General features: G+C 39.5%; 26 protein-coding genes. 5 read left to right on the top strand and 21 right to left on the bottom strand.

The annotated features are described in order from the left end of the window. Positions 1-72: 72 nt before the first annotated feature. The 4 genes from trmB to HMPREF2780_RS04900 are packed head-to-tail and all read right to left on the bottom strand — an operon-like array spanning position 73 to position 3,323. Entirely contained in the window at positions 73-708 is a 636-nt protein-coding gene (gene trmB / locus HMPREF2780_RS04915) for a tRNA (guanosine(46)-N7)-methyltransferase TrmB (RefSeq protein WP_105026276.1), read from the bottom strand. Beyond that, positions 705-1,499: a cell cycle regulator CcrZ gene (gene ccrZ, locus HMPREF2780_RS04910; protein ID WP_008808544.1), complete on the bottom strand. Its 795-nt coding sequence runs from the start codon at positions 1,497-1,499 to the stop codon at positions 705-707. Before ccrZ ends, trmB begins: the two co-directional genes overlap by 4 nt. A gap of 40 nt (positions 1,500-1,539) precedes the next feature. Continuing rightward, positions 1,540-2,595, bottom strand: a complete 1,056-nt coding sequence (locus tag HMPREF2780_RS04905; protein WP_105026275.1) for an ABC transporter permease — start codon at positions 2,593-2,595, stop codon at positions 1,540-1,542. Next, positions 2,592-3,323 (bottom strand): ABC transporter ATP-binding protein, encoded by a 732-nt coding sequence (locus HMPREF2780_RS04900; protein WP_105026274.1) that lies wholly within the window; start codon positions 3,321-3,323, stop codon positions 2,592-2,594. Before HMPREF2780_RS04900 ends, HMPREF2780_RS04905 begins: the two co-directional genes overlap by 4 nt. Before the next feature lie 138 nt (positions 3,324-3,461). On the opposite strand from HMPREF2780_RS04900, the gene HMPREF2780_RS04895 reads away from it, so the two are divergent. Both HMPREF2780_RS04895 and HMPREF2780_RS04890 read left to right on the top strand, forming a co-directional pair. Then, positions 3,462-3,878: an HIT family protein gene (locus HMPREF2780_RS04895; RefSeq protein ID WP_045634226.1), complete on the top strand. Its 417-nt coding sequence runs from the start codon at positions 3,462-3,464 to the stop codon at positions 3,876-3,878. 10 nt (positions 3,879-3,888) lie between these two features. Then, positions 3,889-4,191: a hypothetical protein gene (locus HMPREF2780_RS04890; protein WP_008808540.1), complete on the top strand. Its 303-nt coding sequence runs from the start codon at positions 3,889-3,891 to the stop codon at positions 4,189-4,191. Between the two features lie 49 nt (positions 4,192-4,240). Here HMPREF2780_RS04890 and lytR read toward each other — a convergent pair whose 3' ends face one another. The 5 genes from lytR to HMPREF2780_RS04865 form a co-directional block, all read right to left on the bottom strand. Beyond that, positions 4,241-5,452, bottom strand: coding sequence for a glycopolymer--peptidoglycan transferase LytR (gene lytR, locus HMPREF2780_RS04885; protein WP_045634227.1), 1,212 nt, complete (start codon positions 5,450-5,452; stop codon positions 4,241-4,243). A gap of 6 nt (positions 5,453-5,458) precedes the next feature. Further along, the gene (locus HMPREF2780_RS04880) at positions 5,459-5,983 is read right to left on the bottom strand and encodes a GNAT family N-acetyltransferase (protein ID WP_105026273.1); all 525 of its coding nucleotides are present in this window, start codon (positions 5,981-5,983) and stop codon (positions 5,459-5,461) included. Beyond that, entirely contained in the window at positions 5,983-6,429 is a 447-nt protein-coding gene (tsaE, locus tag HMPREF2780_RS04875) for a tRNA (adenosine(37)-N6)-threonylcarbamoyltransferase complex ATPase subunit type 1 TsaE (protein WP_105026272.1), read from the bottom strand. Before tsaE ends, HMPREF2780_RS04880 begins: the two co-directional genes overlap by 1 nt. An 82-nt stretch (positions 6,430-6,511) precedes the next feature. Then, the gene (locus HMPREF2780_RS04870; protein ID WP_105026271.1) at positions 6,512-7,936 is read right to left on the bottom strand and encodes an NCS2 family permease; all 1,425 of its coding nucleotides are present in this window, start codon (positions 7,934-7,936) and stop codon (positions 6,512-6,514) included. A 108-nt stretch (positions 7,937-8,044) separates the two neighbouring features. Further along, the gene (locus HMPREF2780_RS04865) at positions 8,045-8,644 is read right to left on the bottom strand and encodes a DUF1361 domain-containing protein (RefSeq protein WP_061600152.1); all 600 of its coding nucleotides are present in this window, start codon (positions 8,642-8,644) and stop codon (positions 8,045-8,047) included. A gap of 160 nt (positions 8,645-8,804) precedes the next feature. On the opposite strand from HMPREF2780_RS04865, the gene HMPREF2780_RS04860 reads away from it, so the two are divergent. Then, the gene (locus tag HMPREF2780_RS04860; RefSeq protein WP_105026270.1) at positions 8,805-9,617 is read left to right on the top strand and encodes a Cof-type HAD-IIB family hydrolase; all 813 of its coding nucleotides are present in this window, start codon (positions 8,805-8,807) and stop codon (positions 9,615-9,617) included. Between the two features lie 150 nt (positions 9,618-9,767). On the opposite strand, the gene ilvA is transcribed toward HMPREF2780_RS04860, so the two are convergent. The 7 genes from ilvA to HMPREF2780_RS04825 form a co-directional block, all read right to left on the bottom strand. After that, a complete protein-coding gene (gene ilvA / locus HMPREF2780_RS04855) occupies positions 9,768-11,018 on the bottom strand; it encodes a threonine ammonia-lyase IlvA (RefSeq protein WP_012000033.1) in 1,251 nt (416 codons plus the stop codon). Between the two features lie 186 nt (positions 11,019-11,204). Further along, positions 11,205-12,227, bottom strand: a complete 1,023-nt coding sequence (gene ilvC / locus HMPREF2780_RS04850) for a ketol-acid reductoisomerase (protein WP_008808531.1) — start codon at positions 12,225-12,227, stop codon at positions 11,205-11,207. Positions 12,228-12,318: 91 nt separating this feature from the next. After that, the gene (gene ilvN, locus HMPREF2780_RS04845; RefSeq protein ID WP_048778851.1) at positions 12,319-12,795 is read right to left on the bottom strand and encodes an acetolactate synthase small subunit; all 477 of its coding nucleotides are present in this window, start codon (positions 12,793-12,795) and stop codon (positions 12,319-12,321) included. Then, positions 12,788-14,503, bottom strand: coding sequence for an acetolactate synthase large subunit (locus HMPREF2780_RS04840; RefSeq protein WP_263285592.1), 1,716 nt, complete (start codon positions 14,501-14,503; stop codon positions 12,788-12,790). Before HMPREF2780_RS04840 ends, ilvN begins: the two co-directional genes overlap by 8 nt. A gap of 467 nt (positions 14,504-14,970) precedes the next feature. Beyond that, positions 14,971-15,657 carry a Bax inhibitor-1/YccA family protein gene (locus tag HMPREF2780_RS04835; protein WP_053794098.1) on the bottom strand — a complete coding sequence of 229 codons (687 nt, stop codon included), beginning with the start codon at positions 15,655-15,657 and terminating at the stop codon, positions 14,971-14,973. Positions 15,658-15,674: 17 nt separating this feature from the next. Next, positions 15,675-16,166, bottom strand: a complete 492-nt coding sequence (locus HMPREF2780_RS04830; protein WP_061598465.1) for an HD domain-containing protein — start codon at positions 16,164-16,166, stop codon at positions 15,675-15,677. A gap of 44 nt (positions 16,167-16,210) precedes the next feature. After that, entirely contained in the window at positions 16,211-16,951 is a 741-nt protein-coding gene (locus HMPREF2780_RS04825) for a TrmH family RNA methyltransferase (RefSeq protein WP_061598467.1), read from the bottom strand. Positions 16,952-17,019: 68 nt separating this feature from the next. Between HMPREF2780_RS04825 and HMPREF2780_RS04820 the strand changes: the two genes are divergently transcribed. Both HMPREF2780_RS04820 and yidC read left to right on the top strand, forming a co-directional pair. Then, complete coding sequence (locus HMPREF2780_RS04820) at positions 17,020-17,298, top strand: acylphosphatase (RefSeq protein ID WP_008808525.1); 279 nt, start codon at positions 17,020-17,022, stop codon at positions 17,296-17,298. A gap of 76 nt (positions 17,299-17,374) precedes the next feature. Further along, the gene (yidC, locus tag HMPREF2780_RS04815) at positions 17,375-18,307 is read left to right on the top strand and encodes a membrane protein insertase YidC (RefSeq protein WP_045772923.1); all 933 of its coding nucleotides are present in this window, start codon (positions 17,375-17,377) and stop codon (positions 18,305-18,307) included. 659 nt (positions 18,308-18,966) lie between these two features. Here the strand turns inward: yidC and greA are convergent. The 5 genes from greA to murC form a co-directional block, all read right to left on the bottom strand. Then, a complete protein-coding gene (gene greA, locus HMPREF2780_RS04805; protein WP_008808523.1) occupies positions 18,967-19,449 on the bottom strand; it encodes a transcription elongation factor GreA in 483 nt (160 codons plus the stop codon). A gap of 97 nt (positions 19,450-19,546) precedes the next feature. Next, positions 19,547-21,190, bottom strand: a complete 1,644-nt coding sequence (mltG, locus tag HMPREF2780_RS04800) for an endolytic transglycosylase MltG (protein ID WP_233994379.1) — start codon at positions 21,188-21,190, stop codon at positions 19,547-19,549. A 63-nt stretch (positions 21,191-21,253) separates the two neighbouring features. Continuing rightward, positions 21,254-21,754: a GNAT family N-acetyltransferase gene (locus tag HMPREF2780_RS04795; RefSeq protein WP_105026268.1), complete on the bottom strand. Its 501-nt coding sequence runs from the start codon at positions 21,752-21,754 to the stop codon at positions 21,254-21,256. Positions 21,755-21,757: 3 nt separating this feature from the next. After that, positions 21,758-22,267 (bottom strand): GNAT family N-acetyltransferase, encoded by a 510-nt coding sequence (locus HMPREF2780_RS04790; RefSeq protein ID WP_105026267.1) that lies wholly within the window; start codon positions 22,265-22,267, stop codon positions 21,758-21,760. Positions 22,268-22,279: 12 nt separating this feature from the next. After that, positions 22,280-23,611: a UDP-N-acetylmuramate--L-alanine ligase gene (murC, locus tag HMPREF2780_RS04785; protein ID WP_045505826.1), complete on the bottom strand. Its 1,332-nt coding sequence runs from the start codon at positions 23,609-23,611 to the stop codon at positions 22,280-22,282. Between the last annotated feature and the right edge of the window lie 22 nt (positions 23,612-23,633).

The raw sequence follows: 23,633 nt of genomic DNA, 5'->3' as shown, positions 1-23,633 counted from the left end.
TATTCACTAAACTGTATTATAGCACTCCTCTCTTTAAAAAGCAAGAGATAGAGGCCTTTTCAGCATTTTTTATTAAAATACTGCTTCTACTCGGTAAATAACCTGCCCTTTGCTAGAAAACTTTTGTTCATATTCTGTCAGAACATTTCCTTCAAAGTCGCTCGCATGCAAGTCAAGCCAGACTCCCTTCAGCTTCATACCATACTGAGAAAAGCTGACCAGGCTGTACTCAAACAAACCACGATTGTCTGTCTTAAAATGGACTTCTCCTTTTTCAGGTAAAATCTGCTTAAAGGTGTCCAGAAAAGACTTATAGGTTAAGCGACGTTTCTCATGGCGTTTTTTGGGCCAGGGATCAGAGAAATTCAAATACAGTCGATCAATCTCCCCGTCAGCAAAATAGTTGGTCAAATCAGAACCGTCCACCCAGAGCAATTTGATATTAGGAACATCGGTTGCCAAGACCTTATCAAGAGCGTAACTGAGAACTGATTTTTGGATATCAATTCCGATATAATTGATATTTGGATTGCCCTTGGCCATACCAGTAATAAAGGCTCCTTTACCACTTCCAACTTCAATATGAATCGGGTGATCATTACCAAAAAGCTCCTGCCATTTCCCTTTGGCATCAGCTGGGTTTAAGACGACATATTGGGGATTGGCTTCTAGAAGCTCAGTTGCCCCCTTGCGGTTTCTTACTCTCATGATTCCTTTCTGTATTTGGCCCGGAAATTGCGCAAAGCATAAATTTCACGGTTCACATTTTCTAAATCGTTATTCTCATAATACTTAGCGACTTGGCAAAGGTAGCTATACTGACTGTACCAGTAGAGCTTTTCTAAAACCTTTTCATTGTATTTATAGCCATAATAAATCAGCCATTCTTCCCAACGTGCTTCTGGAATATAGTGACTGAGCAAATGCGCCACGTCGAACATTCTATCTGTTAAGCGGACAGAGTCCCAATCAACGAGGTATATCAATCCACTCCTTGTTTCTACCCAGTTACTATGACGCACATCTCCATGCACAATGGTTGCGTAATCTTCTCGGAAGGCAGGCAAGTTTTTACGTAAGTCTGCAATGATGGACTGTAAATACTGGTTGCTCTTCAAGGCCATAGGCACTTTTTCTACCCAGTTATCTAAGAGATCATTAGGATGCTCTAAAGCGTAACCTAGTTTTGTCAACTGAGTCATTAGTGGCCGTGACCGGTGCAGACGGATTAAAATATCAAAAATTTGCTTTCTTTCCAAACCATCCGGCCCTAAAATTTCACCAGACAGCCATTCTTGTGCAGTCATCACATTGCCATCAGGAAGACGGCGGCTCCATAGAAGTTGCGGAGCAATTTGTTCCTTAGCAAGCCCTGCTAAAATCGGAGTCGTATTCATCTTCACAAATACACGCTCTCCATCAGGATAACTGCCCATATAAGCCTTCCCGCTCTTACCATTTATAGGCGTTAGGGTCAGTTCATTATCGTTCAAGTCCATTCTTACCCTCCATCAAAGTTTCCAATCTATTTTACTAGTTTTAAGCCCTTTCGTCAACCAATCCTTTAAGCTTGTAAGGTAGATAAACTGCGTAAAGTATCAGGAATACAAGCAAGATAAAAAGGACCATTATTTTTTCTTTAAAGAATAGCAGAGCTGCCAATAATTCTACGAGCAATACGACTGCTCCAATGCTAGTGATAACTCGTTTAGCTCCTTTAACCTTTGCACTTTCCTCTAGAGGGAAGAGTTTGATTAAATATTGATAATCATAAGCATCATACAGGGCTAGAAGCTGAAAGAGCAAGAGATATTGAAAAAGACCGACAAAGACTGTTGCAATCATGCTTTGAGGTAGAAAAATAATAATCAGCAATGATAAAATCAACAAACGTAGACTAAGAGCAAAAAAGTCCCCATTTCTCAAATAAGAACGCAAGAAGAGATTGTCCCAAACTTTCTCTTGGTTCTTGGACAGGCGGTTGGTCAAGAAATCTAAATAAGCTCGTCTTTTTACGCTACTTGATATTCCCTTAACATTCGTAAAGAGAGCAAAAAATTGCAAAATTCGCTGTTTGCGTCTCTCTTCGTAGGCAATTAGAGACTTCCAATCAAGCCCTTCCTGCAAATAGAATTTCCGACTTTTCCATTGAAATACTAGAGCTTTCAAAGCAAATAGGAACAAACAATATAGAGCAAATCCCCATATAGGCATACCTAAAGCTAGAAAAAGAGGTGCCAAGAGAAGCAAAACCAAGGTTTGCAAAATTCCCCAAAGAATAAAAGAATTTCGCCTTTGTTTTCCGACATAGACACGGACTTCTTCTTCCTTAGCCAAAAGAAAGAGGCTATCTGGCTTTTCAAGATAGGTAGCAATCCTGCCCATAAAAATCAGGCCTAATGATAGGAAGACTAAGGCTAGCCAGATAGGCAAATGATTTTTAGGAAAATTGCGAAGCAACTGGCTGTATTGAACCGCTGTAAAACCCAAGAAAACCATTAAAAATAGAACAAAGTGGTCATTCAGAACATAGCGCAGATATTTGACACACTGATTCCGAAAATCCAGTTTGCGCTTAGCAAATACTTCTCTCATAGGGTTGCCTCTTCTGTCAAAGCTAGATAGATTTCATTGAGACTTGCATCTGGCAATGAAAATTCTTCTCGCAACTGAGCTAAATTTCCTTTAGCCCGTACCTGACCCTTGTGCAAGATAACAAAAGAATCACACATTTTCTCTGCCGAATCAAGCACATGAGTACTCATCAGGATAGACTTTCCTTTAGCCTTTTCTTCTGCTAAGAGCTCGATCAAATCAGAGATGGCCAGAGGATCCAATCCTAAAAAGGGTTCATCCACAATAAACAAACTAGGGTCAATCACAAAGGCACAGATGATCATAACCTTCTGCTTCATTCCCTTTGAGAAATTGACCGGGAACCAATCTAACTTGTCTTTAAGACGGAAGATCTGAAGCAATTTATCCACTCGATCCATAGCTGTTTGCGAGTCAATGTCATAGGCCATAGCAACCGTCTCGATATGTTCCTTCAAGGTTAATTCTTCGTAGAGACTCGGTGTTTCAGGGATAAAACCAATCTTTTTGCGATAGGCTGTCCTGTCTGACTTCAGACTCAAACCATCTATCAAAATCTCCCCTTGATAAGGCGTCAATAGGCCGATTATTTCATTGATGGTTGTTGATTTTCCAGCTCCGTTTAGACCAATCAGTCCGACAAGCTGACCGTCTCCAACTTCAAAACTGATATCTTTCAAAACAGGAATATTGACATAGCCACCTGTAAGCCCTTTTATTTCTAACATTTTTTCTCCAATTTCTGGTATAATAACTGTATTGTGGGTACTGCTTTTGAGCCAACAAGACGTCTCCTTTTTAAGACGATAAGCTCAGTATTGCAGTCTCCTCTATTATATCAAAATCTAGCCAAAGAGGTGCATTTTATGACAGATTGTATTTTTTGTAAAATTATTGCAGGAGACATCCCTGCGGCTAAAGTCTATGAAGACGAAGCCGTCCTAGCCTTTCTTGATATTTCACAAGTAACGCCTGGTCACACACTTGTTGTCCCAAAGCAACACTTTCGTAACCTTCTGGAGATGGACGGAAGCAGTTCTAGTCAACTCTTCGAACGTGTGCCTCAAATCGCCCGTAAAGTTATGAAGGCAACTGGTGCGACAGGCATGAATATCATTAATAATAACGAAGAAATTGCTGGCCAAACTGTTTTTCATACCCATGTTCATTTAGCGCCACGCTATGATGAAAATGACGATTTAAAACTAACCTTTGTTGCTCATGAACCTGACTTTTCTGAACTAAGTCGCTTGGCAGCAGAAATTTCTCAAGCTATAGATTAGGAGGCTTATAATGAAATTATCTAACCTCTTTCTCTTTACCGGAGCAGCCGTCACTAGTTACTTACTGGTAAAAAATCGCGAAAGCATTACAGACGAAATCAGTGATACTGGCCAACTATTACACAAAGCACAAGACAGCCTATCTGAAATCCAAGCTAACTTAAGTTACCTAAGAGAGCAAAAAAGCACACTGGAAGATATAAGCAAAGACCTCCAATATAAGATCAATGTTTTTAACCAAGAAGCGCAAGCAAGATTTGCTGAAATTCAAGATATTTGGGAATCTTCTCCTATCAAACAAAAAAATAATTAGATTTAAAAAGAGTCAAGTTTTCAAATGCTGAAAGCTTGACTCTTTGTTATTATTGCGCTTCTGTTCCAGTCGCAGTAGATTGTTCCTGGGTCGTAGGCGTTGCTGTTGCCGTCTGATCCACTGAACTAGGTGATGTAATTGTATTCCCCTGACTGGTACTAGCCGGAGTTGAATAAGAGTAAGTATTATTTGAATAAGTCGTTTCTGTGTCCGTCGCATCCGATAAGGACGAAGAATAGCCAGCAGAAGAACTTGTTGAAGGCCCACCACTTCCATCTATTTCATCATACAAGACTGCATTGGTCTCTAATTTTGACAAAGTACTTAATCCAAGTGACTTACGCAAGATATTTTGCATTTCTAACAAGTGGTCTCGTGTCACGATTTGGTAACTTCCACCATCAGCTAGAGTCGCATCTTCGCCTCGTAATTGCTGGCTATCAATTCGTCTGAAAGCATCCTTGTAGCCTAAAAGCTGAGGTATACTTCCAGATGTTAATTCAATATTGGTTTGCATATTTGAACTAACTGCCTTCAAAATGGCCTGGTAGTGACTCACACTATTTAAACTGAGAACCTTCTCAACAACTTTTTTGATAACTTCACGTTGGCGTTTTTGACGACCATAGTCTCCTTCTGGATCTTGATAGCGCATCCGAGCGTATACCAAGGCTTGGTCCCCATTAATCTTTTGAACACCCGGCTCAATCTTAGCTGTGTATTCTGGTTCGTTTTCTTCGATGGAAATAGGAAAATCAAAGGTATTATTAACTGTAATGCCCCCGACAGCATCCACCAATTGAACAAGGCCCTTCATATTAATCAAAACATAGCGATCGATATGAATATTCATCATCTCCTGGATAGTGGAAATAGCCAACTTAGCACCGCCTGAAGCGTAGGCTGAGTTTAATTTTGCCTCAACTGTTTCACCATCTTTATCCTTGAACTTGGTAAGAATATCTCTTTCCAAACTCATCATAACTGTCTTCTTAGTTGTTGGATTGACAGACAGTAGAATCATACTATCACTATTTCCAGCCCATGTATCTTCACGAGAGCCACTACCTGTATCCACTCCCATCAGGAGAATCGTCATAGGTTTCGTAGCAGAGATAACATCTGTTTCTCCTCCCAGACTCTTATAGGTCTTCGAGAGTTCCCCAGTAGATTGATCATAAATAGTCCAGGCATAGGCCCCCACTCCCATGACTGTCACCAGCAATAAACTTAAAAACATTAATAAGGTCTTTTTAAACATATATTTTTAATCTATCAGTTTTCCCATAAGGTAAACATCTAGAAATTCCCCTTCGTCTAGATAGGCTCCACGTTTTTGTAAGCCTTCAATCTCAAAGCCTAAACTTTGATAGAGATGTACTGCTCGTTCATTTCTTACTTGCACACTTAGAGCTAATTTGCGGATCACACCAGACTGGCTAGCCCAATCAATGGCTTCCTCCATGAGAATCCTACCCAAACCTTGGTTCCAGTATGATTTTCTTACAGCAATGAACAGATCGCCAATATGACAAACACGCGCATGACGATCAGCAGTAATATTGATTAGTCCGGCCAAGTTTTCATCTAGGAAAGCCAGAATTGAAATTCGATTCTCCAAGGAAGCCTGCAAGTCTAAAAATTCAGCCATTTGCTGCACACTCATCATGACTCCCTCCTCATCCAAAGTCGTATAATCAGACTCTTGACCAATCTGGCTGAGAAAGTCAGTCAGAAGTTCCGCATCACTAGCTTCAGCTTCCCTCAGTAGCAAGTCATATTCTCTTGGCATTAACGGGCTTCGCTTTCTATCTTTTGCAATAGATCCTTTGAAGCTTGTCCAACAGCCTCGAACAAAATTCGCCTTCCGTCTTCTTCTTTGACAAGCTGAATCTTCAGGTAATCTTGTGGCAAACTATCTTCTAAAAGCTCTCCCCACTCGATAACAGTAACCCCATCACCATAGAGGAAGTCATCTAGGTCTATTGAATCTGGATCTTCTCCAATCCGGTAAACATCCAGATGATAGAGTGGCAACCGCCCTTCGTACTCTCGAACAATGGTATAGGTAGGACTTTTGATCATTTGCCTAATATCCAAGCCTTGAGCAATCCCCTTGGTCAGGGTTGTTTTACCAGCCCCCAAATCACCTGACAAAATCAGCACATTACGCGCTCGCAACAATCGCCCTATTTTTTGACCAATAGCAATCAGCTCATTTTCATTATGACTAAACATAAGTCTTATTATACCAGAAAAATTTTTTTCATGCATAAAATCACAACATAAAAAAGAAGCTGGATAAATCCAACTTCTCTGATTATTTTGCCAAAGCCAGACTGACGAAATTTAAAATGAAGAGAGCATCCAGAATCCAAATCATAGTATGAACTTCTTTGGCTTGTCCCTTTACTGTCTTAACCAGAGCGTACATGATAAAACCAGCTGCGATACCATGAGTAATGCTGTAGCTGAATCCCATGAATATTGAAGTGAAGAAAGCAGGAATCGCTTCAGTCAAATCATCCCATTCAATATTTTTCAGACTGCCCAGCATCATAATCCCAACAACAATCAAGATTGGAGCTGTCGCAACAGTTGGAACGATTGCCAAGAGAGGACTAAAGAAGCTAGATATAGCAAAACAGATTGCCACAACTAGAGCTGTTAGACCTGTCCGTCCACCTGCTCCAATACCCGCAGCTGACTCTACATAAGTAGTAACGTTTGAAGTTCCTGCAATAGCCCCAATAGAAGTCCCAATCAAGTCTGAATACAAAGCCTTATCCAATCTCTCAGATTCATGGTTTTCTCCAGAACTTGCAACAATCCCAACTTTTTCTCCTGTACCGATTAGGGTTCCGATCGTATCAAAAATATCTGTCAATGAGAAAGCTAAAATAGCCATAAAAGTCTGAGGTAAACGAGCCGTATCAGTAAAGAGAGCACCTAAACCTTTTGGACCAATTGCTACACCAAAAATTTCTCCTAACTCTTTAAAGGCAGTACCAAGATTATTTTGACTCAAGTCAATTGAGGATAGGTTTACCAAACCAACAGAAATGGCAACCACAGTTGTAGCAAAGATGGATAGGATAACTCCACCCTTAATTCCTTTTACCACAAAAAAGACAGTAATCGCTAAACCTACCAAGGCAACTAAAACAGCAGGGTCATTAAAAGCAACTAGGCCTGGTGTAGCAGATGAGTTAGCGGTGATAGCTGATTGAGCTTTCTCTACACTTTCGCCAGCAACTGTATAAGCCCCTGGATCAATAGAAAATTTCAATAAGCCTGCATTTTTAATCCCTACATAAGCTAAGAAAACACCAATACCTGCTGAAATTGCAGCTCTTAAGGATCCTGGAATAGACTCAATAATGGTCTTCCGAATCTTGGTCAAGGTAATAATCAAAGAAATGATTCCACAGATGAAGACCATTCCCAAGGCTTCTTGCCAAGTATAGCCTAAACTAAAGACAACTGTAAAGGTGAAAAAGGCATTCAGACCCATCCCAGGTGCTTGTGCGTAGGGCAGATTAGCATAAAAGGCCATCATCAAGGTACCAGCCACAGCACCAATAATTGTTGCTAAAAATACTCCTTGTGCTGGCATACCAGTTTGAGATAGCATTGCTGGATTGACAAAGAGAATATAACTCATCGCAAAGAATGTTGTTAAGCCAGCGAGAATTTCTGTACGAACGGTCGTACCATTCTCCTTTAATTTAAAAAGCTTGTCCAATTCATAACTCCCATCTATAGACAAAGATTTTAGTTCGTTTTAAACGAACAACGGATCCATTATAACAAAAAAACATTCATCTTTTCAAGACAAATGTTTATATTTTTATTATTTTTTATCATCCCTTGCCATAAAAACCAAACTCATGAATTGAATAAATGTAAACCCAAGTATAAAAAACAAGCGTTCCCTTTGAAAAGTAGCTAATAACTTCTCAACTACTTGACTGGGATTATTAATTAAATCCCAAGTATTTAAGCGGTCATAACGACCGATATAAATTGCTAGACTAGAGATAAAAGAGAGGCCACCTGTTACGAGTAAGTCCAGCCACCAAGTTAATCTCAAACGCTCTCTAATAATGATCCAACTTTCAATTCCACAGTATACACCAAATAAGATGCTCGGAACAAAAGCCATAAACAAGTGCAAACTGGTCTTATTCCACAAGGTATCTCCAACCCAATGCATATGGACAATATCAGTTATCATATAAAAAGTATTGGGATAAAAGACCAGCCAAAGGATGAAAAATACGGGAAATAACCAAGCCTGTTTAAAATAACGAGTCAAAATAGCAAAATCATAAGCAATCAAAGCCAGCATCATGTTCCAGACTAAGTCAGGACCTGACTTAGTTATTCCTTCCATGTATACTAACAAGGAAATCAATAGAAAAAAGAAATGAATCATGAAAATTTTACGCATACAAGAAAACTCCTCACTTAGAAATAAAAAGTCCAACCAGATGCAATTGTTCATTACAAGCATCTACCTCGACCTTTGGAAGTACATTATAACACAAATCACTACCATTAAACATAAAATCTGCTATAATAGGAACTATCATACTTGAAGAGGAAATAACATGGCGCATAAAATTATTGCTGTAGACCTAGATGGTACTTTGCTCAATTCGCAAAGCCAATTGTCAGATTTTACTAAAGAAACCATAAAAAAAGTCGCTCAAAAAGGACATAAGGTCATCATTACAACCGGACGCCCATACCGTATGGCCCAACAGTACTATGAAGAATTAGGACTGGACACTCCTATGATTAACTTTAATGGTTCTCTGACACATCTACCAGGTAAGAAATGGAAATTTGAAAAATCTTTGACAGTCGACAAATCATATCTGATTGACATGGTTGCTCGAGAAGATGAAATTGAAGCAGACTTTATTGCCGGTGAGTACCGCAATAAATTTTATATTACCAACACTAACGAAGAAATTGCCAATCCTCAATTATTTGGCGTAAATGCTTTTGTTCCCGAGAATCAGTTTAACCCTCAGCTCGTCACTAAGAATCCTAGTGTCATTCTCTTGCAGACACGAGCAGAAGATAAATATGCTCTAGCTGATCAAATGAGTTCATTTTATCAACACGAGCTGACCATCAATACCTGGGGCGGACCACTCAACATTCTTGAATGTACTCCCAAAGGAGTCCACAAGGCCTTTGCCTTGAAGTATCTTTTAAACATCATGAATGCTGATCGTAAAGATTTGATTGCTTTTGGTGACGAACACAATGACACTGAAATGCTAGAGTTCGCTGGTACTGGTTATGCTATGAAAAATGCTAATACTAGTCTTCTGCCTTTTGCTGATCAACAACTGGGGCTAACAAACGATCAGGACGGTGTGGCCCATGAACTAATGAGATTATTCCTTTAAGCCTCTAACCTATAAATAAAAATCAACACCACAAGACAGAGATTTTGTGGTGTTTTTCAATGTTCAAAAAACTTAGAAGATCAAAAAAAGATCTGGCCTTGTATGCAACAAAACCAAACCTTCCTTTCCTAATCGTAATCAAAGACTCAATCAGACTAAGAGGTTATACAAACTCTCATTACCATGAAGATTAATATATCCAGGGTCGAACTCTGATAAGCGTGAAAGCAAAGCTTGATAATCATTCTTATCGCCCAGAGCAATACCGATTAAAACCGGACCTGTTCCCTTGTTGGCACGTTTTATATATTCAAAACGCGTGATATCATCATTGACACCTAAAATGTTATTCACAAATTCTCGAAGAGCTCCTGGGCGTTGCGGGAAATTAACCACAAAATAGTGCTTAATCCCGTCATAAATAAGAGCACGTTCTTCCATTTCCTGCATCCGGTTGATATCATTGTTTCCCCCTGAAATAATGCAGACAACGTTTTTTCCTTTGATTTCTTCTTTCATTACCTCTAACGCTGCAATGGAAGCTGCACCTGCTGGTTCAGCAATGATTCCTTGTTTGGAATACATATCAATCAAGGTCTCTGAAATCAGGCCTTCATCCACGCCAACTAGTTTATCGACATATTTACGAGCCACTTCATAAGTTGATTGCCCAACCTTTTGGACAGCAATCCCGTCCGCGAATTTGTCAATCTCCTCTAACTTAACTGGCTCTCCGTGATCAAAGGCGGCTTGCATACTCTGAGCACCTGAAGCCTCAACTCCAATCACTTCCATTCCAGGTGCAACATACTTAATATAAGTTGAAACTCCTGAAATCAGACCTCCCCCACCAACTGGAACGAAGATCTGATCAAAATCAACACCTTCTTCTTGGGCTTGTTCATGGATTTCGTAAGCCACCGTTCCTTGACCGGCCTGAACATTAAGATCATCAAAAGGATCAATGAAGGTTAGTTTTTCTGATTTGGTAAATTCTTGTGCGGCCTTAGCAGAGGCATCAAACGTATCTCCTACCAACTTAATGGTTACATAATCGCCACCAAAAAATCGCACTTGTCCAATCTTTTGCTGAGGTGTCGTAACAGGCATAAATATAGTCGCCGGAATTTTCATCTCATGGCAAGTAAAAGCTACTCCCTGCGCGTGATTTCCCGCCGAAGCACAGACCACTCCTCTTTTTTTGTCCTCTTCAGATAGCTGGTGAATGGCGTAATACGCACCACGAATCTTAAAGGAGCGTACCTTTTGCATATTTTCGCGTTTCAGATAAACAGTCGCCCCATATTTTTCAGATAAATAACGGTCAAAATCCAGCGGAGTCCGTTCAACTACATTTTTTAATACTTGATGGGCTTTAAAAATATCTCTAGCTGCAAGCATACAATTCCCTTCTTTATGTATTATCCTTGTAAGCGTGGAAATCAATTAACCACACCAAAGCCAATCCCAGCTGTTACCATTTTTTTAACAAGGAATCTGGCATCATTAAATACAGCAAGTTTTCATTTGATAAGAAAGGAGGCAGGAAATTCATTTCTCTGCCCCATCTGTTTCTTTCTTTACCGATTAGTTGTAGATTTTAAATGCGTCGTCGTCATTTTTACCAACAAATGGCATTGCTTTACGCAATTCAGCACCTACTTTTTCGATTTCAAGGTTGGCTGCTTGTTCACGGTAAGCAGTGAGTTTTGGACGGCCAGCCTTGTAGTCATTTACAAAGTCATTTGCAAATTTACCATTTTGAATGTCTGCTAAAACAGCCTTCATGTTTTCTTTGACTTGCTCAGTAATTACACGTGGGCCTGATACGTAATCACCATATTCAGCAGTATTTGAAATTGATTGGCGCATTTTCTTGAATCCACCCTCGTAGATCAAGTCAACGATCAATTTCATTTCATGAAGAACTTCAAAGTAAGCCAATTCAGGAGCATAACCTGCTTCTGTCAAGACTTCAAAACCTGCTTCGATAAGGGCAGTCAAACCACCACAAAGGACAGCTTGTTCACCAAAGAGATCTTCTTCTGTTTCTTCTTTGTAAGTTGTTTCAAGCAAACCAACACGAGCTGCACCAACACCTTTACACCAGTCCATAGCAATATTTTTCGCATTTCCTGTAGCGTCTTGGTAGACTGCGTAAAGTGCTGGAACACCAAATCCTTCTTCAAAAGTACGACGAACCAAGTGACCTGGACCTTTAGGGGCACACATAAAGACATCTACATCAGCAGGAACTTTGATAAATTCAAAATGGATATTGAAACCATGGGCAAATCCAACTGCATTACCAGCTTCCAAGTTTGGAGCGATTTCTGCTTCGTAGAGTTCTTGTTGAATTTCATCTGGCGCCAAAATCATGATTACATCAGCCAACTTAGCTGCCTCTGCTACTGTGTAAGTATCAAAGCCATCTTCTTTAGCCTTATCGAATGACTTACCAGGGCGAACACCGATAATCACATCATGGCCTGTATCACGCAGATTTTGTGCATGAGCATGACCTTGTGAACCATAGCCGATTACGGCAATTTTCTTACCGTCAAGTGCTGCTACTTTTACATCTTTTTCGTATTCCATTTGAACTGCCATAGTTTTTCTCTCTTTTCTATTTTTTTATTGCCTTATAGGCTGGTTTAACAAATTTAAGCTGGATTTTTTACTCAATGAAAATCTAAGAGTATTAGTCGCGGGTAAATCCAGTTGCACCCGTACGAGCGATATTTTTGATCCCATATGGCCGAATCACTCGCAATAAAGCTTCACTCTTTTCAGCATTTCCTGTCATCTGGATAGTGATTGAGCTTGGAGCCACATCCACTACCGTTGCACGGAAAGGTTGGATAATGGCTAGGATCTCTGCACGCTTCTCAGCTGGAGCTGAAACCTTAACCAGAATCACTTCACGCTCTAAGTGAGGACGGTCTGTGATATCACGAACTCGAATCACATCAATTTGACGATTAAGCTGCTTGATAATCTGCTCTACTTCTGCCAATGAGGCCACATCAATGATGATGGTGATACGTGATACTTCAGGATTCTCCGTCGTTCCGACTGATATACTCTCAATATTAACCTGACGTCTGGAAAGAACACCAGTGAAGCGATTTAGAACACCCGAACGGTTTTGGAGTTTAGCGGTCAACATTCTACGCATGGAACTTCACCCCCAACATCTCATGATTGCTCTTACCAGCTGGTACCATTGGCAAAACGTGCTCCTTACGAGAAATGTCCACCTCGATAAACATTGGTATATCTTCCTTCAGCACTTCCAAATCCTGAGCAATAGTCTCTGGATTGTCAAATTTATAAGATTTAACACCATAGGCCTGAGCCATGAGCTGGAAATCTGGCAAAGTATCAAAGACTGACTCAGAGGTACGACCATCATAGAAAGCTTCCTGCCACTGCCGCACCATTCCTAGTGAATGATTGTTTAGCATGATGACCTTAATCGGAACCTTATAGATATTGAGAATAGCCATCTCTTGGTTTGTCATTTGGTAGCCACCATCACCAACAAAAAGGATAACCTCCTTTTCTGGGTTAGCAATCTTGGCACCAATAGCAGCAGGAACTCCAAATCCCATGGTTCCTAAACCACCAGAAGTAACCAATTGACGCTCGTTTTGATATGGATAATATTGAGCTGCCCACATTTGGTGTTGCCCTACGTCTGTTACAACAATGGCATCCCCATTTGTCAACTCACCGATGCGTTCAATTACTGCTTGAGGTTGAACCACGCGCTCCTTCTTATCATAAGACCGAACACGATTTTTATCTTTCGTAACTTTTTCAATCCACTTTTCAGTATTATTATGAACTGTTGGTTCTGCTAGAAGCATCTGTAAAGCTTTTTTAGCATCGCCCACTACAGGAATATCTGCACTGATAATCTTACCAATCTCAGCAGGATCAATATCGATATGAGCAACCTTGGCATTCTTAGCAAAAGTCTTGGGATTTCCTGTCAAACGGTCATCAAAACGACAACCGATGCTAATCATAAAGTCCGCTTCAGTCATGGCAATGTTAGCCGCAAAGGAACCATGCATCCCCCCCATTCCAAGAAAAAGTGGGTGGCTAGTTGCAATAGTACCTTGACCCAAAAGACTGGTCACCACAGGGATTTGATAGCGTTCTGCAAATTCATTTAATTCTTTAGAAGCTTCTGCGTAACTGATACCCCCACCTGCCAACAAAACTGGTTTCTTGGCTTTAGATAGTTGTTTCAAGATTTTCTTGATCTGCATATCATTCGGAACAAGCGTTGGTTGGTAACTTGGTAAATTCACCTCTGGTGAATAGATGAAGTCTGTCTCTAAAGCTGATACATCCTTGGGCAAGTCAATGACGACTGGACCAGGACGACCAGTTGTTGCAATATGAACAGCTTCAGTGATAATTCGTGGAATATCAGCCGTCTCACGTACCTGGTAATTGTATTTGGTAATTGGCATCGTAATACCAACAATATCCGCCTCCTGAAAGGCGTCCTTCCCAATCCCTGCTCGAGCAACTTGTCCAGTAAAGACTAAAAGAGGAACGCTATCGCTCATAGCATCTGCAATCCCTGTAATAGCATTTGTTGCTCCAGGTCCACTAGTGACAATGGCGACACCCAACTTTCCAGTTGATTTGGCATAACCTTCAGCTTCATGCAAGCAACCTTGCTCATGGCGACCTAGAATATGACGAATGCCTTTAAAATTATAAATCGCATCATACAAAGGCAAGACTGCACCACCAGGATAACCAAAAACTGTGTCTATACCAAGTTCTAACAAGGTTTCTAAAACCAGTTCAGAACCATTTTTAGGTTCTTTTAATTTGATTTGCTTCACAAGTTCCTCCCTCATAGATAAATTCCGAATTGTCAAAAAATTCTAACTTCTGCTACCAATAATAACATTTTTCCCCAATAAATCAAGAAAAAAGTAGCTATTCTTTTTATTTTTAATAAAGCACAGAAGCAAGTCTCACATCCTAAAAGTCTTTATAGATATATCTCTCAAGCTCTTAGTCCTATTTTGACATCACTTTTTTCAAAAACGTATACTTTATGTTACCATTTTTCACCATAATGTCAAGGAATTTTCAGAAAATTTAGTATTTTGGGACAGATTGTTTTTTCACAAACTTTGATTTGCCCCTAGTTAAGAAATTCTAAAACCACTAGACTCCTTCCCCTACACACAAAAAAGAGTCAGGACTAAAAACTAGTCCTAACTCCGTTATTCATATAGCAATGAGAAAGATCTCTTCTCATACAGTATGGAATTCTCTACTGGTAATCTCAAGCAAGGAGAAATCCATTGTTCATTAATTAGTCGTTTCGACCAAATAAACGAAGAAGGCTGAGGAAGAGGTTGATAAAATCAAGATAAAGACTCAAAGCAAGGGATACTGCCCAGCCATTTTCAACTTGACCATTTGACCGTTCATACACGTAACGAATTTTTTGATTATCCCATGCAATCAAACCAGAGAAGATAATGACACCTGCAATACTAATCAAGAAGTCAAAACTTCCATTTCTTAAGAAGATATTCACTACACTAGCAATAATCAAACCAAACAAGGCAGCCCTCAATGCTCGGCCCATTCCAGAAAGATCTTTCTTAGTCACCTTTCCGATAAAGGCCATCGCAAAGAACATAGCTGACGCCGTTACAAATGCAGATAAGACAGATGATTGAGTATAAAGAGCAAGAACAATACTCAAGGTAAAGCCATTTAATGCAGAATAAACCAGAAAGAGAGGTAAGGCAGCAGGGCTATTTTTAACAGCCATACCAGAAGCAGCAAAGACTAAAATAAGTTCAGCAGCAATAGCCACATAGAATATCCAAGTAGAGCCCATCAATACAGAAACAATAACTGACTGAAACATACTCAACATCAGTGCCGACACTAGCGCTGAAATTCCAAGTCCGACTCCAACAAGAGAATAAATTTTTGCATAAAAAGTATTGATGCCACTTGCATCTTGAATGATTGTACGATTGTTCATAACATCTCGTCTCCTTTTTAATTCTTTAACATCTTACGATGAAATAACTTTCGATTGCGAAGCTTTTGTCTCCATGGAGAGGTTGCTTCTTTGATTGCCCAGTATTTATCAACAAGAGTTACAATATAAGCTTCCTTATAACGTGGTGGCGCAATTGTTAAGCCCCACATATGCTTAATGATAATATCCTCTTCGACTTTATTCAATTTGGTTAGCTTCCGAGCATTTCGAACCGCCAAACGGGGATGAACCCAAGCATGGCTTTTCTTAAATTTAGTCACCCGCCAATCATAATAGAACAAATCATGAAGAAGAGCTCCTCTAGCTGTACTGCGCTTATTCCAGCCCAATTTTTTCGCAATCTTATAACTAGTATAACTTACATTGATAGAATGTTCAAGCCGATTGGAATGCAAATGATGTGGAATACCCTTCAAGCGCTGGACGCCGGGCTTCTCAATCAAATGTCCCACGTAGGCCATAAACTCATCATCATTTTGATAAGGCATAGAATCACCTCCATTTGCCTTTATTATAACCTAATTCCTAAATTTTAGCTTAAATAAAAGATTAGAATTCCAGCTGCTACCGCCACATTTAAACTTTCAGCCTTCCCCTTCATAGGGATATGGACCAACTGATCGGCTGCAGCTTCTATCATAGAACTAATCCCCTGCCCTTCATTGCCCATCACTAAGATAAAGTTTTGGCTCCCTTTTAATTTTTGGTAATCGATTGAATCATCAGAAAGGGTAGAAGCAAAAATAGGAAGATCTGATTTTTTTGCCAAGTCAATCAAGTCAGTTGTTGCTAGACGATAGATTGGAAGATGAAAATGACTCCCCTGCATGGACCGTAAGGTCTTCAGATTATACAAATCAGCTGAATGTTCAGAGATAAAAATCCCATCAAAACCTGCTGCATCTGCTGTCCGAATAATCGTCCCTAGATTCCCCGGATCCTGAACATCTTCTAGAAAAAGATATTTGCCTGAGAGTTTCTCTGGTAAGACTTCTTGCTGGAGTCTAACCTCAGCCACGATTCCTTGCGGGGTCTTACTATCAGCTAAATCCCTCAGTAAGTCAGGGCTCAACCAATATACTTGTTTACACCCAGACAGGCGATCCGCATATTCTGACAAAGCAAAAATAGAGATAATTTCAGCCCCACTCGAAAGAGCCTCTTCAAACAAATGCCAACCTTCTATCAAATAGGAATCTGTTCTGTATTTCTTTTGATGGAGTTTTTTAGCTTTTTTTACCACATTATTAGCTTTAGAGGTTATAATATTCATAAGAATAGTATAGCATAAATTTTAAGAATAAAACTCATGCTCAAGTCGGATATAAAAAGGAGGCTGACATGCAAAAAGTTAAAATGATTGCTCAAGGACGGGTCCAAGGAGTTGGTTTTCGCTGGGGAGTCTATTCCCTTGCTTTAGAAATCGGTGGCATTACAGGGCGTGTATGGAATAATGAGGATGGGACTGTCAGTATTCTTGCCCAGGCAGACAGCCCCGCTTCTATGGCTAAGTTTATTCAAGAAATCCGAAAAGGTCCCACACCATTTTCTAAGGTAAGCTATCTGGATGTAACAATGGCCAATTTTGATTCTTTCTCAGATTTCAAAATTTCAAATTAGGTCTAGGGAACTATTGTATATTTAAGAAAAAAACAGTAGAATAGAAAGGTATCATTTAAAAAAGGAATATAGAATCGTGAAAACATTTAAACGTTTATTATTTTCAGGAATGGGCTTAACCCTTCTTCTGATTCTCTCTGGCTGTGTCCAGACCAATAAACAAGGTCAACCAACAGGTCAAGGCTTTGTTTATCAATTCTTGGTTGCTCCTATGAGCCAAGTCATCAAATACTTTGCAAGTGATTTAGGACTGGGCTTTGGTCTTGCTATCATTTTGGTAACAGTTATCGTCCGCTTGATCATTTTACCACTTGGGCTTTATCAATCTTGGAATGCAACTTATCAGTCCGAAAAGAGAAATTATTTAAGTCCAATTTTCACTCCTATCAATGAGCGCATGAAAAATGCGGAAACTCAGGAAGAGAAATTAGCAGCCCAACAAGCTTTAATGGCCGCTCAAAAAGAAAATGGCATCAGCATGTTGGGTGGTGTTGGATGTTTACCTCTCTTAATCCAAATGCCTTTCTTCTCAGCCCTCTTTTATGCAGCTCGCTATACTAAGGGAATTGCCGAAAGTTCATTCTTAGGAATCAATCTTGGTCAACAAAGTATGATTCTTATAGTTGTCGTCGGAGTTCTTTACTATGTTCAATCACTTCTATCACTCGTTGGACTAGATGAAGAACAAAAAGAACAAATGAAGAAAATGATCTATGTGAGCCCACTCATGATTGTCATCTTCTCCCTCACTGCGCCAGCTGGAGTTACTCTTTACTGGGTAGTCGGTGGTTTTGTTCAAATCTTGCAACAGTTCATCATTAACTTCTTTATCCGCCCTTATATGAAGAAACGGGTAGCAGAGGAGTACGAAAAGAACCCACCTAAAACCATGTCAGCCAATGCTTATTTGAAAGACGTTACACCAAAAGCAAACCAGGCTATTGATAACCGTCCTAACAATAACAAAAAGAAAAAGAATCGTAACGCTGGCAAACAACGTTCAAGATAAAGAAAAACCTTTCCGTTAGTAGCGGAAAGGTTTTTTCTTTACACAAGCCGCTGACTGGATGGCATTGTCTATAGATACCCCAAAATGGTAAGTAATTTCCTTTTTTTAAGCGAGAGAACTATTAAGAAAATTGTCGATTCGACTAGCGACCACTAAGAATTGACCCGATCCTAAAAAGAAGTGGAGCTAGCGTCTGTTTACCCCAATACATGAAAATATGACACATAGACCTCTTCCAATTGTAGAAAATTTTTTTACAATCAGCTCCTGCTCCTTATCGATTGGATTTGATTAGGACAAGCATGCCGGAAGCAAATACCGTTAATAGGCTAAAGGCGTTTAACTTTGAAGGACTGATCTTATAAAAGCAGGATAACAGCAAAAGAACGCCATTACTGAGGATTAGTAAACGATAAAATTCTCCCTGTATTTGTTGCCACTTTTTGAGCGAAGAAAAAGCCGTAGGAAAACGCAGTCCTATCGCTGCATTTCGACTTGGAAAATATCTATTGAGGATCCATAAAATAAGTGAGAACAAGAAGACAAGCTTGACTAGCATCAGTATCCCTTTCGTTAAAGATTTTTCTAAGAACATTATACTCTTTTTGCATGAAAGTTCAAGACGAAAAAAAAACGAGCTTCTGCCCGTTTTTTTAAAGTTATTTAGTTTTTTCAACCTTAAGGATTTTAACATCGTAGCTTCCAACTGGCGTTTCAACAGTTGCGATGTCCCCTTTTTTCTTACCAATCAAAGCTTGGCCAATAGGACTTTCATTTGAAACCTTACCGGCAAAGGCATCTGCACCGGCTGAACCTACAATGATATAAACCTCTTTTTCAGTTTCACCGACTTCTTGAATCGTTACAGTTTTACCGATTCCTACTTCATCTTTAGCAACTGCATCGCTATCTACAATTTCTGCATAGCGAATCTTAGTTTCTAAACTTGAAATTTGACCTTCTACAAAGGCTTGCTCATCTTTAGCTGCTTCGTACTCACTGTTTTCAGACAAGTCACCGTATGAGCGAGCAATTTTTATTCTCTCTACTACCTCAGGTCGACGGACTAATTTCAATTCTTCTAGTTCTTTTTCTAGTTTTTCCTTTTCCGCAAGGGTCATTGGATATGTTTTTTCTGCCATTTTTATTTTTATCTCGTTTCTATAAAATCTTTAAAATAAAATTGAGGGTGGACACAACAAACTAATAAGCCTTAGAGTTCTGTCCCACTCCCAATTTTTAATTTGAACTGCTTGATTGTGTTAATTTGCTATTGACATGCTCTTCAACATTTTTTGCATGCTCTTCATAGGTTGTTGCAAAGTAGACTGTTCCAGTCTCAGTATTGGCAACAAAGTAAAGGTAATCTGTCTTGTTTGGATTAACAGTTGCTTCAATCGCTGAAAGACTTGGACTATCTACAGGTCCTGGCATCAAACCTGGATTTTTATAAACATTAAATGCTGAATCAATATTAGTATCGATCGCCGCATCTTCTGCTAAGGTCGTTTTTTTGCCAAGTTTGCCTTCCGCATAAAGAATCGCAATATTACTTTGAAGTGGCATACCTTGGTTCAACCGGTTATAGAAGACACTTGCAATATTCTTGCGGTCTTCATCCGTTGAGCCTTCTTTTTCAACTAAGGAAGCCAAGGTTAGAACATCATTCACTGTTAGATTTTTACTTTCTAACACTTCGTAATAGGTGCTCAACTTGCTATCCATAGTTGCCAGCATTTGATCAATCAGAGTTTCTGCTGTTGTGTCACTCGTGTAATTATAGGTTGCTGGGAAGAGATAGCCTTCCAAACGGTATTTGACCCCACTATCCTTGGTCGGAAGTCCGCTCAATAATTTAGGATATTTGGCCACCATTTTGCTAATAAAGCTTTCATCCTGCACTTTGGATAGAAAATCCTTCGCACTAATGGATACCTTTTTATTACCACTTTTCTCAACCGCTTCAGCTATTTGATTCAAAGTATATCCTTCTGGGACAACTACCTTGCCAAGAGTTGGTGGCTGAGGAGTATCAGTCCCACCTTTTTGCAAAGCTTTCGCAATGGTGTCTAGGTCCATACTCTTTTGAAGATTATAGTAGCCAGATTGGAAGTTAGCATAGCTCTTAAACTTACTGTAGTAATTGAAGACTTGACCGCTCTTAATCAGTCCTTTCTTCTCCAAAATCGAACCAATTTCCTTAGCACTTGATCCGGCAGGAATCTCAAGAGTTACATATTCAGTATCATTAGCATTGACTGGCTTCAAGGCGGAATCAATATAGCTGTATACAAAGACACCTGTCACTGCCAAAGTAACCAATAAGAGGGCAATAATCGTCCATACAATTTTTTTCGCTACATTGTTTTGACGTTTTTTCTTATTAGCTTGTCTTTCTTTTGCAGATCGAGACAAGGTTTCTTTAGAAGCTAAATCATCTCTTCTATACGTCGCAGTCTTCGCCAATGGCTCTTCTTTTGACACATTTGGCTCTTTAGATTGGTTTTTATAGGAAACCTTTACTGGAACTTTAACGGATTCAGGCTCATCCAAAAAACTATCTGATTTTTGCGAAGTCGTTGTCTCAGCTTGACTTTCACTTGCTGAATCAGCTGATAGAGAATCTTTTCCTAGAACCTCAGCTAGTGAAGAATCTCCCTTCTGCAGTAGTTCAGATAGAGAAGGATCCTCTTTGGTTCTTTCTTCCGCTAATGCTTTATCTACTTGTTCAGATAGAGAAGGACCCTCTTCATGGGAAGATACTTCATTTTTTTGAGAGTTAGCAAACTCTTTTAAAATCTGCTCTTTAAAGCTCAATTTTTTTTCGTTATCTTGTGAATTTTCAGTCAAAAATTTGACCTCCTTCTTCATAATCCTTAACATTATATCTTAAAACTTTGATAAATGCAATAAGATTAGGCTTTCTTTCATAATATATTAAACTATTTAGTCCTTAGAAGAAACTTCCCAGACCATATCATACCAAACCTCATCTGCATAAGTTGACTTAGATAGTCCATGATTCCTAAAGCCATGCCTTTCATAATAGGCCGTTAAATAATCATGACAGGTCAGATTGATGCCATCACGTCCATTTGAAATGGCGATTTCTTTCATTGCTTCCAGAAGCCTACGACCAACCCCCATACTATGAGCTTCTTTAGAAACCGAGAGACTAGTTATTGAGATATAGCCCCCAGCTTGATGGCTGAAATCTTCAATCTCCATTGTAAAGGAGATATCCATGAGGTAGCGTTCCGGTCTTACTGGACCTTCAAGAAAGCCTAAAATCTGATTATCTTTCTCAGCAACAAGAAATGTTTCAGGTAAGAGTTCGATGTGCCTAGCCAACAATTCCTGACTCATAGCCTCTTCAGAACTAAAATTTTCACATTCAATCTTGTAAATGGCAGGTAAATCCGTTAAGTCAGCAGTCCTTATCTTCATGATTTACTCCTTAAAATAGGGATTCACCCAAATCATCTCAATATGTGCTCCGTCTCCATAAGTAGCCTCAAAAATTCCTGAATCAGAAAAACCATTCATGACAAAATAGGAAAGCAAATGATCCTTACAAGCCAGATAGATTGCCTGCTTTTGGAGTTCAACTACTACTTCTTTCATAGCTGCAAGCAAGAGAGTACCAACTCCCTGACCCTTAAAATCTGGATTAATCGAAAGTCTCTGAAGAAATATGAAGTTAGATTTGTCTAAATTTCTCATTCCCTTTACTAGGCAATCTGCTGACTGGTGATGTGAAGAAACCGCTGACCCAATGATGTAGCCAGCGATTTCTCCATTCAAATCAGCGATTAAAAAAGTATTTGGAATCTTTTCAATTTGTTCTTTTAGCTTCTCAGGGCTGGTAGCTTCTTCTCCCAAGAAATTGACTTGTTCAATCCGAACTATTTCCTCCAAATCGAGCAAGTTGACCTGTCGAATTCGCATTGGTGATTCCATGACGACTCCTTCTTATTGAACATTGCTAGTCAAATTAGACAAGAGACGTTCAAATGAATATTCATAGGTCTGGATATCTCCAGCTCCCATAAAGACATAGACAGCATTGTCATGGTCTAAAAGTGGAGATACATTATCCACACTTACAACCTGAACACGTTTAACAATTTTTTCAGCTAGGTCTTCGACTTTAACATCTCCATGATCCACCTCACGAGCTGAGCCGTAGATTTGAGCTAAATAAACGGCATCCGCCTGATTCAAGGCATCAGCAAATTCATCCAAAAGGGCAATAGTGCGAGTGAAGGTGTGCGGTTGGAAGATTGCCACGATTTCCTTGCTTGGATATTTCTGACGAGCTGCATCTAAAGTCGCAATAATTTCAGTTGGGTGATGAGCAAAATCATCAATAATGACAGTACCGTTAACAACCTTTTCAGTGAAGCGACGTTTTACACCAGCAAATGTTTTCAGGTGTTCTCTGACCAAGTTCAAGTCAAAACCTGATACATACAAGAGTCCAATAACAGCTGTCGCATTCATAATATTATGACGTCCGAAAGTCGGGATGTGGAATTCACCTAACTCTTGACCACGGTATGAAACTTTAAAAGTAGAACCTGTTGTTGAACGTAACAAATCATGGGCAACAAAATCGTTTTCCTTTTCAAAGCCATAATAATAGATTGGTGCTTCTGAAGTGATACGACGTAATTGCTCATCCTCTCCATAAATGAAAAGACCCTTAGTAATTTGCTTGGCATAATCATTAAAAGCATTAAAGACATCTTCTAGACTAGTAAAGTAGTCAGGATGGTCAAAGTCAATATTCGTAATAATAGAGTATTCTGGATGATAAGGCATGAAGTGACGCTCGTACTCATCAGACTCAAAAACAAAGTACTTAGCACCTGCTGAACCGCGACCTGTTCCATCTCCAATCAAATAACTCGTGTCGGTAATGTTGGATAAAACATGAGAGAGAATTCCTGTTGTAGAAGTCTTTCCGTGAGCTCCGGCCACACCAAAGCTGACAAAATCACGCATAAAGCTACCCAAAAATTCGTGGTAACGTTTATAGCTAATTCCGTGTTCATTTGCATAGGCAATTTCTACATTATTATCTGGACGAAAGGCATTTCCAGCAATGATTTCATAATCAGCTTGAATATTCTTTGCGTCAAAAGGCAGAATTTTTATCCCTGCCTGCTCAAGTCCTCTTTGAGTGAAATAGTATTTGTCCACATCACTCCCCTGAACCTTGTGGCCCATTTGGTGCAACATCAAAGCCAAGGCACTCATACCTGAGCCCTTAATTCCGATAAAATGATAGATTTTTGTCATGAGTATGATTCTTTCCTTTCCT

Source organism: Streptococcus sp. HMSC062B01 (genome assembly GCF_001811085.1).
GTDB classification, from domain to species: Bacteria; Bacillota; Bacilli; order Lactobacillales; family Streptococcaceae; genus Streptococcus; species Streptococcus gordonii.
This window is presented reverse-complemented; position numbering and strand designations above follow the sequence as displayed.

Excerpts from the sequence above, each read along its gene's own strand:
- trmB (WP_105026276.1), bottom strand. The coding sequence starts at position 708 with ATGAGAGTAAGAAACCGCAAGGGGGCAACTGAGCTTCTAGAAGCCAAT.
- ccrZ (WP_008808544.1), bottom strand. The coding sequence starts at position 1,499 with ATGGACTTGAACGATAATGAACTGACCCTAACGCCTATAAATGGTAAG.
- HMPREF2780_RS04905 (WP_105026275.1), bottom strand. The coding sequence starts at position 2,595 with ATGAGAGAAGTATTTGCTAAGCGCAAACTGGATTTTCGGAATCAGTGT.
- HMPREF2780_RS04900 (WP_105026274.1), bottom strand. The coding sequence starts at position 3,323 with ATGTTAGAAATAAAAGGGCTTACAGGTGGCTATGTCAATATTCCTGTT.
- HMPREF2780_RS04895 (WP_045634226.1), top strand. The coding sequence starts at position 3,462 with ATGACAGATTGTATTTTTTGTAAAATTATTGCAGGAGACATCCCTGCG.
- HMPREF2780_RS04890 (WP_008808540.1), top strand. The coding sequence starts at position 3,889 with ATGAAATTATCTAACCTCTTTCTCTTTACCGGAGCAGCCGTCACTAGT.
- lytR (WP_045634227.1), bottom strand. The coding sequence starts at position 5,452 with ATGTTTAAAAAGACCTTATTAATGTTTTTAAGTTTATTGCTGGTGACA.
- HMPREF2780_RS04880 (WP_105026273.1), bottom strand. The coding sequence starts at position 5,983 with ATGCCAAGAGAATATGACTTGCTACTGAGGGAAGCTGAAGCTAGTGAT.
- tsaE (WP_105026272.1), bottom strand. The coding sequence starts at position 6,429 with ATGTTTAGTCATAATGAAAATGAGCTGATTGCTATTGGTCAAAAAATA.
- HMPREF2780_RS04865 (WP_061600152.1), bottom strand. The coding sequence starts at position 8,644 with ATGCGTAAAATTTTCATGATTCATTTCTTTTTTCTATTGATTTCCTTG.
- HMPREF2780_RS04860 (WP_105026270.1), top strand. The coding sequence starts at position 8,805 with ATGGCGCATAAAATTATTGCTGTAGACCTAGATGGTACTTTGCTCAAT.
- ilvA (WP_012000033.1), bottom strand. The coding sequence starts at position 11,018 with ATGCTTGCAGCTAGAGATATTTTTAAAGCCCATCAAGTATTAAAAAAT.
- ilvC (WP_008808531.1), bottom strand. The coding sequence starts at position 12,227 with ATGGCAGTTCAAATGGAATACGAAAAAGATGTAAAAGTAGCAGCACTT.
- ilvN (WP_048778851.1), bottom strand. The coding sequence starts at position 12,795 with ATGCGTAGAATGTTGACCGCTAAACTCCAAAACCGTTCGGGTGTTCTA.
- HMPREF2780_RS04840 (WP_263285592.1), bottom strand. The coding sequence starts at position 14,503 with ATGAGGGAGGAACTTGTGAAGCAAATCAAATTAAAAGAACCTAAAAAT.
- HMPREF2780_RS04835 (WP_053794098.1), bottom strand. The coding sequence starts at position 15,657 with ATGAACAATCGTACAATCATTCAAGATGCAAGTGGCATCAATACTTTT.
- HMPREF2780_RS04830 (WP_061598465.1), bottom strand. The coding sequence starts at position 16,166 with ATGCCTTATCAAAATGATGATGAGTTTATGGCCTACGTGGGACATTTG.
- HMPREF2780_RS04825 (WP_061598467.1), bottom strand. The coding sequence starts at position 16,951 with ATGAATATTATAACCTCTAAAGCTAATAATGTGGTAAAAAAAGCTAAA.
- HMPREF2780_RS04820 (WP_008808525.1), top strand. The coding sequence starts at position 17,020 with ATGCAAAAAGTTAAAATGATTGCTCAAGGACGGGTCCAAGGAGTTGGT.
- greA (WP_008808523.1), bottom strand. The coding sequence starts at position 19,449 with ATGGCAGAAAAAACATATCCAATGACCCTTGCGGAAAAGGAAAAACTA.
- mltG (WP_233994379.1), bottom strand. The coding sequence starts at position 21,190 with ATGTTAAGGATTATGAAGAAGGAGGTCAAATTTTTGACTGAAAATTCA.
- HMPREF2780_RS04795 (WP_105026268.1), bottom strand. The coding sequence starts at position 21,754 with ATGAAGATAAGGACTGCTGACTTAACGGATTTACCTGCCATTTACAAG.
- HMPREF2780_RS04790 (WP_105026267.1), bottom strand. The coding sequence starts at position 22,267 with ATGGAATCACCAATGCGAATTCGACAGGTCAACTTGCTCGATTTGGAG.
- murC (WP_045505826.1), bottom strand. The coding sequence starts at position 23,611 with ATGACAAAAATCTATCATTTTATCGGAATTAAGGGCTCAGGTATGAGT.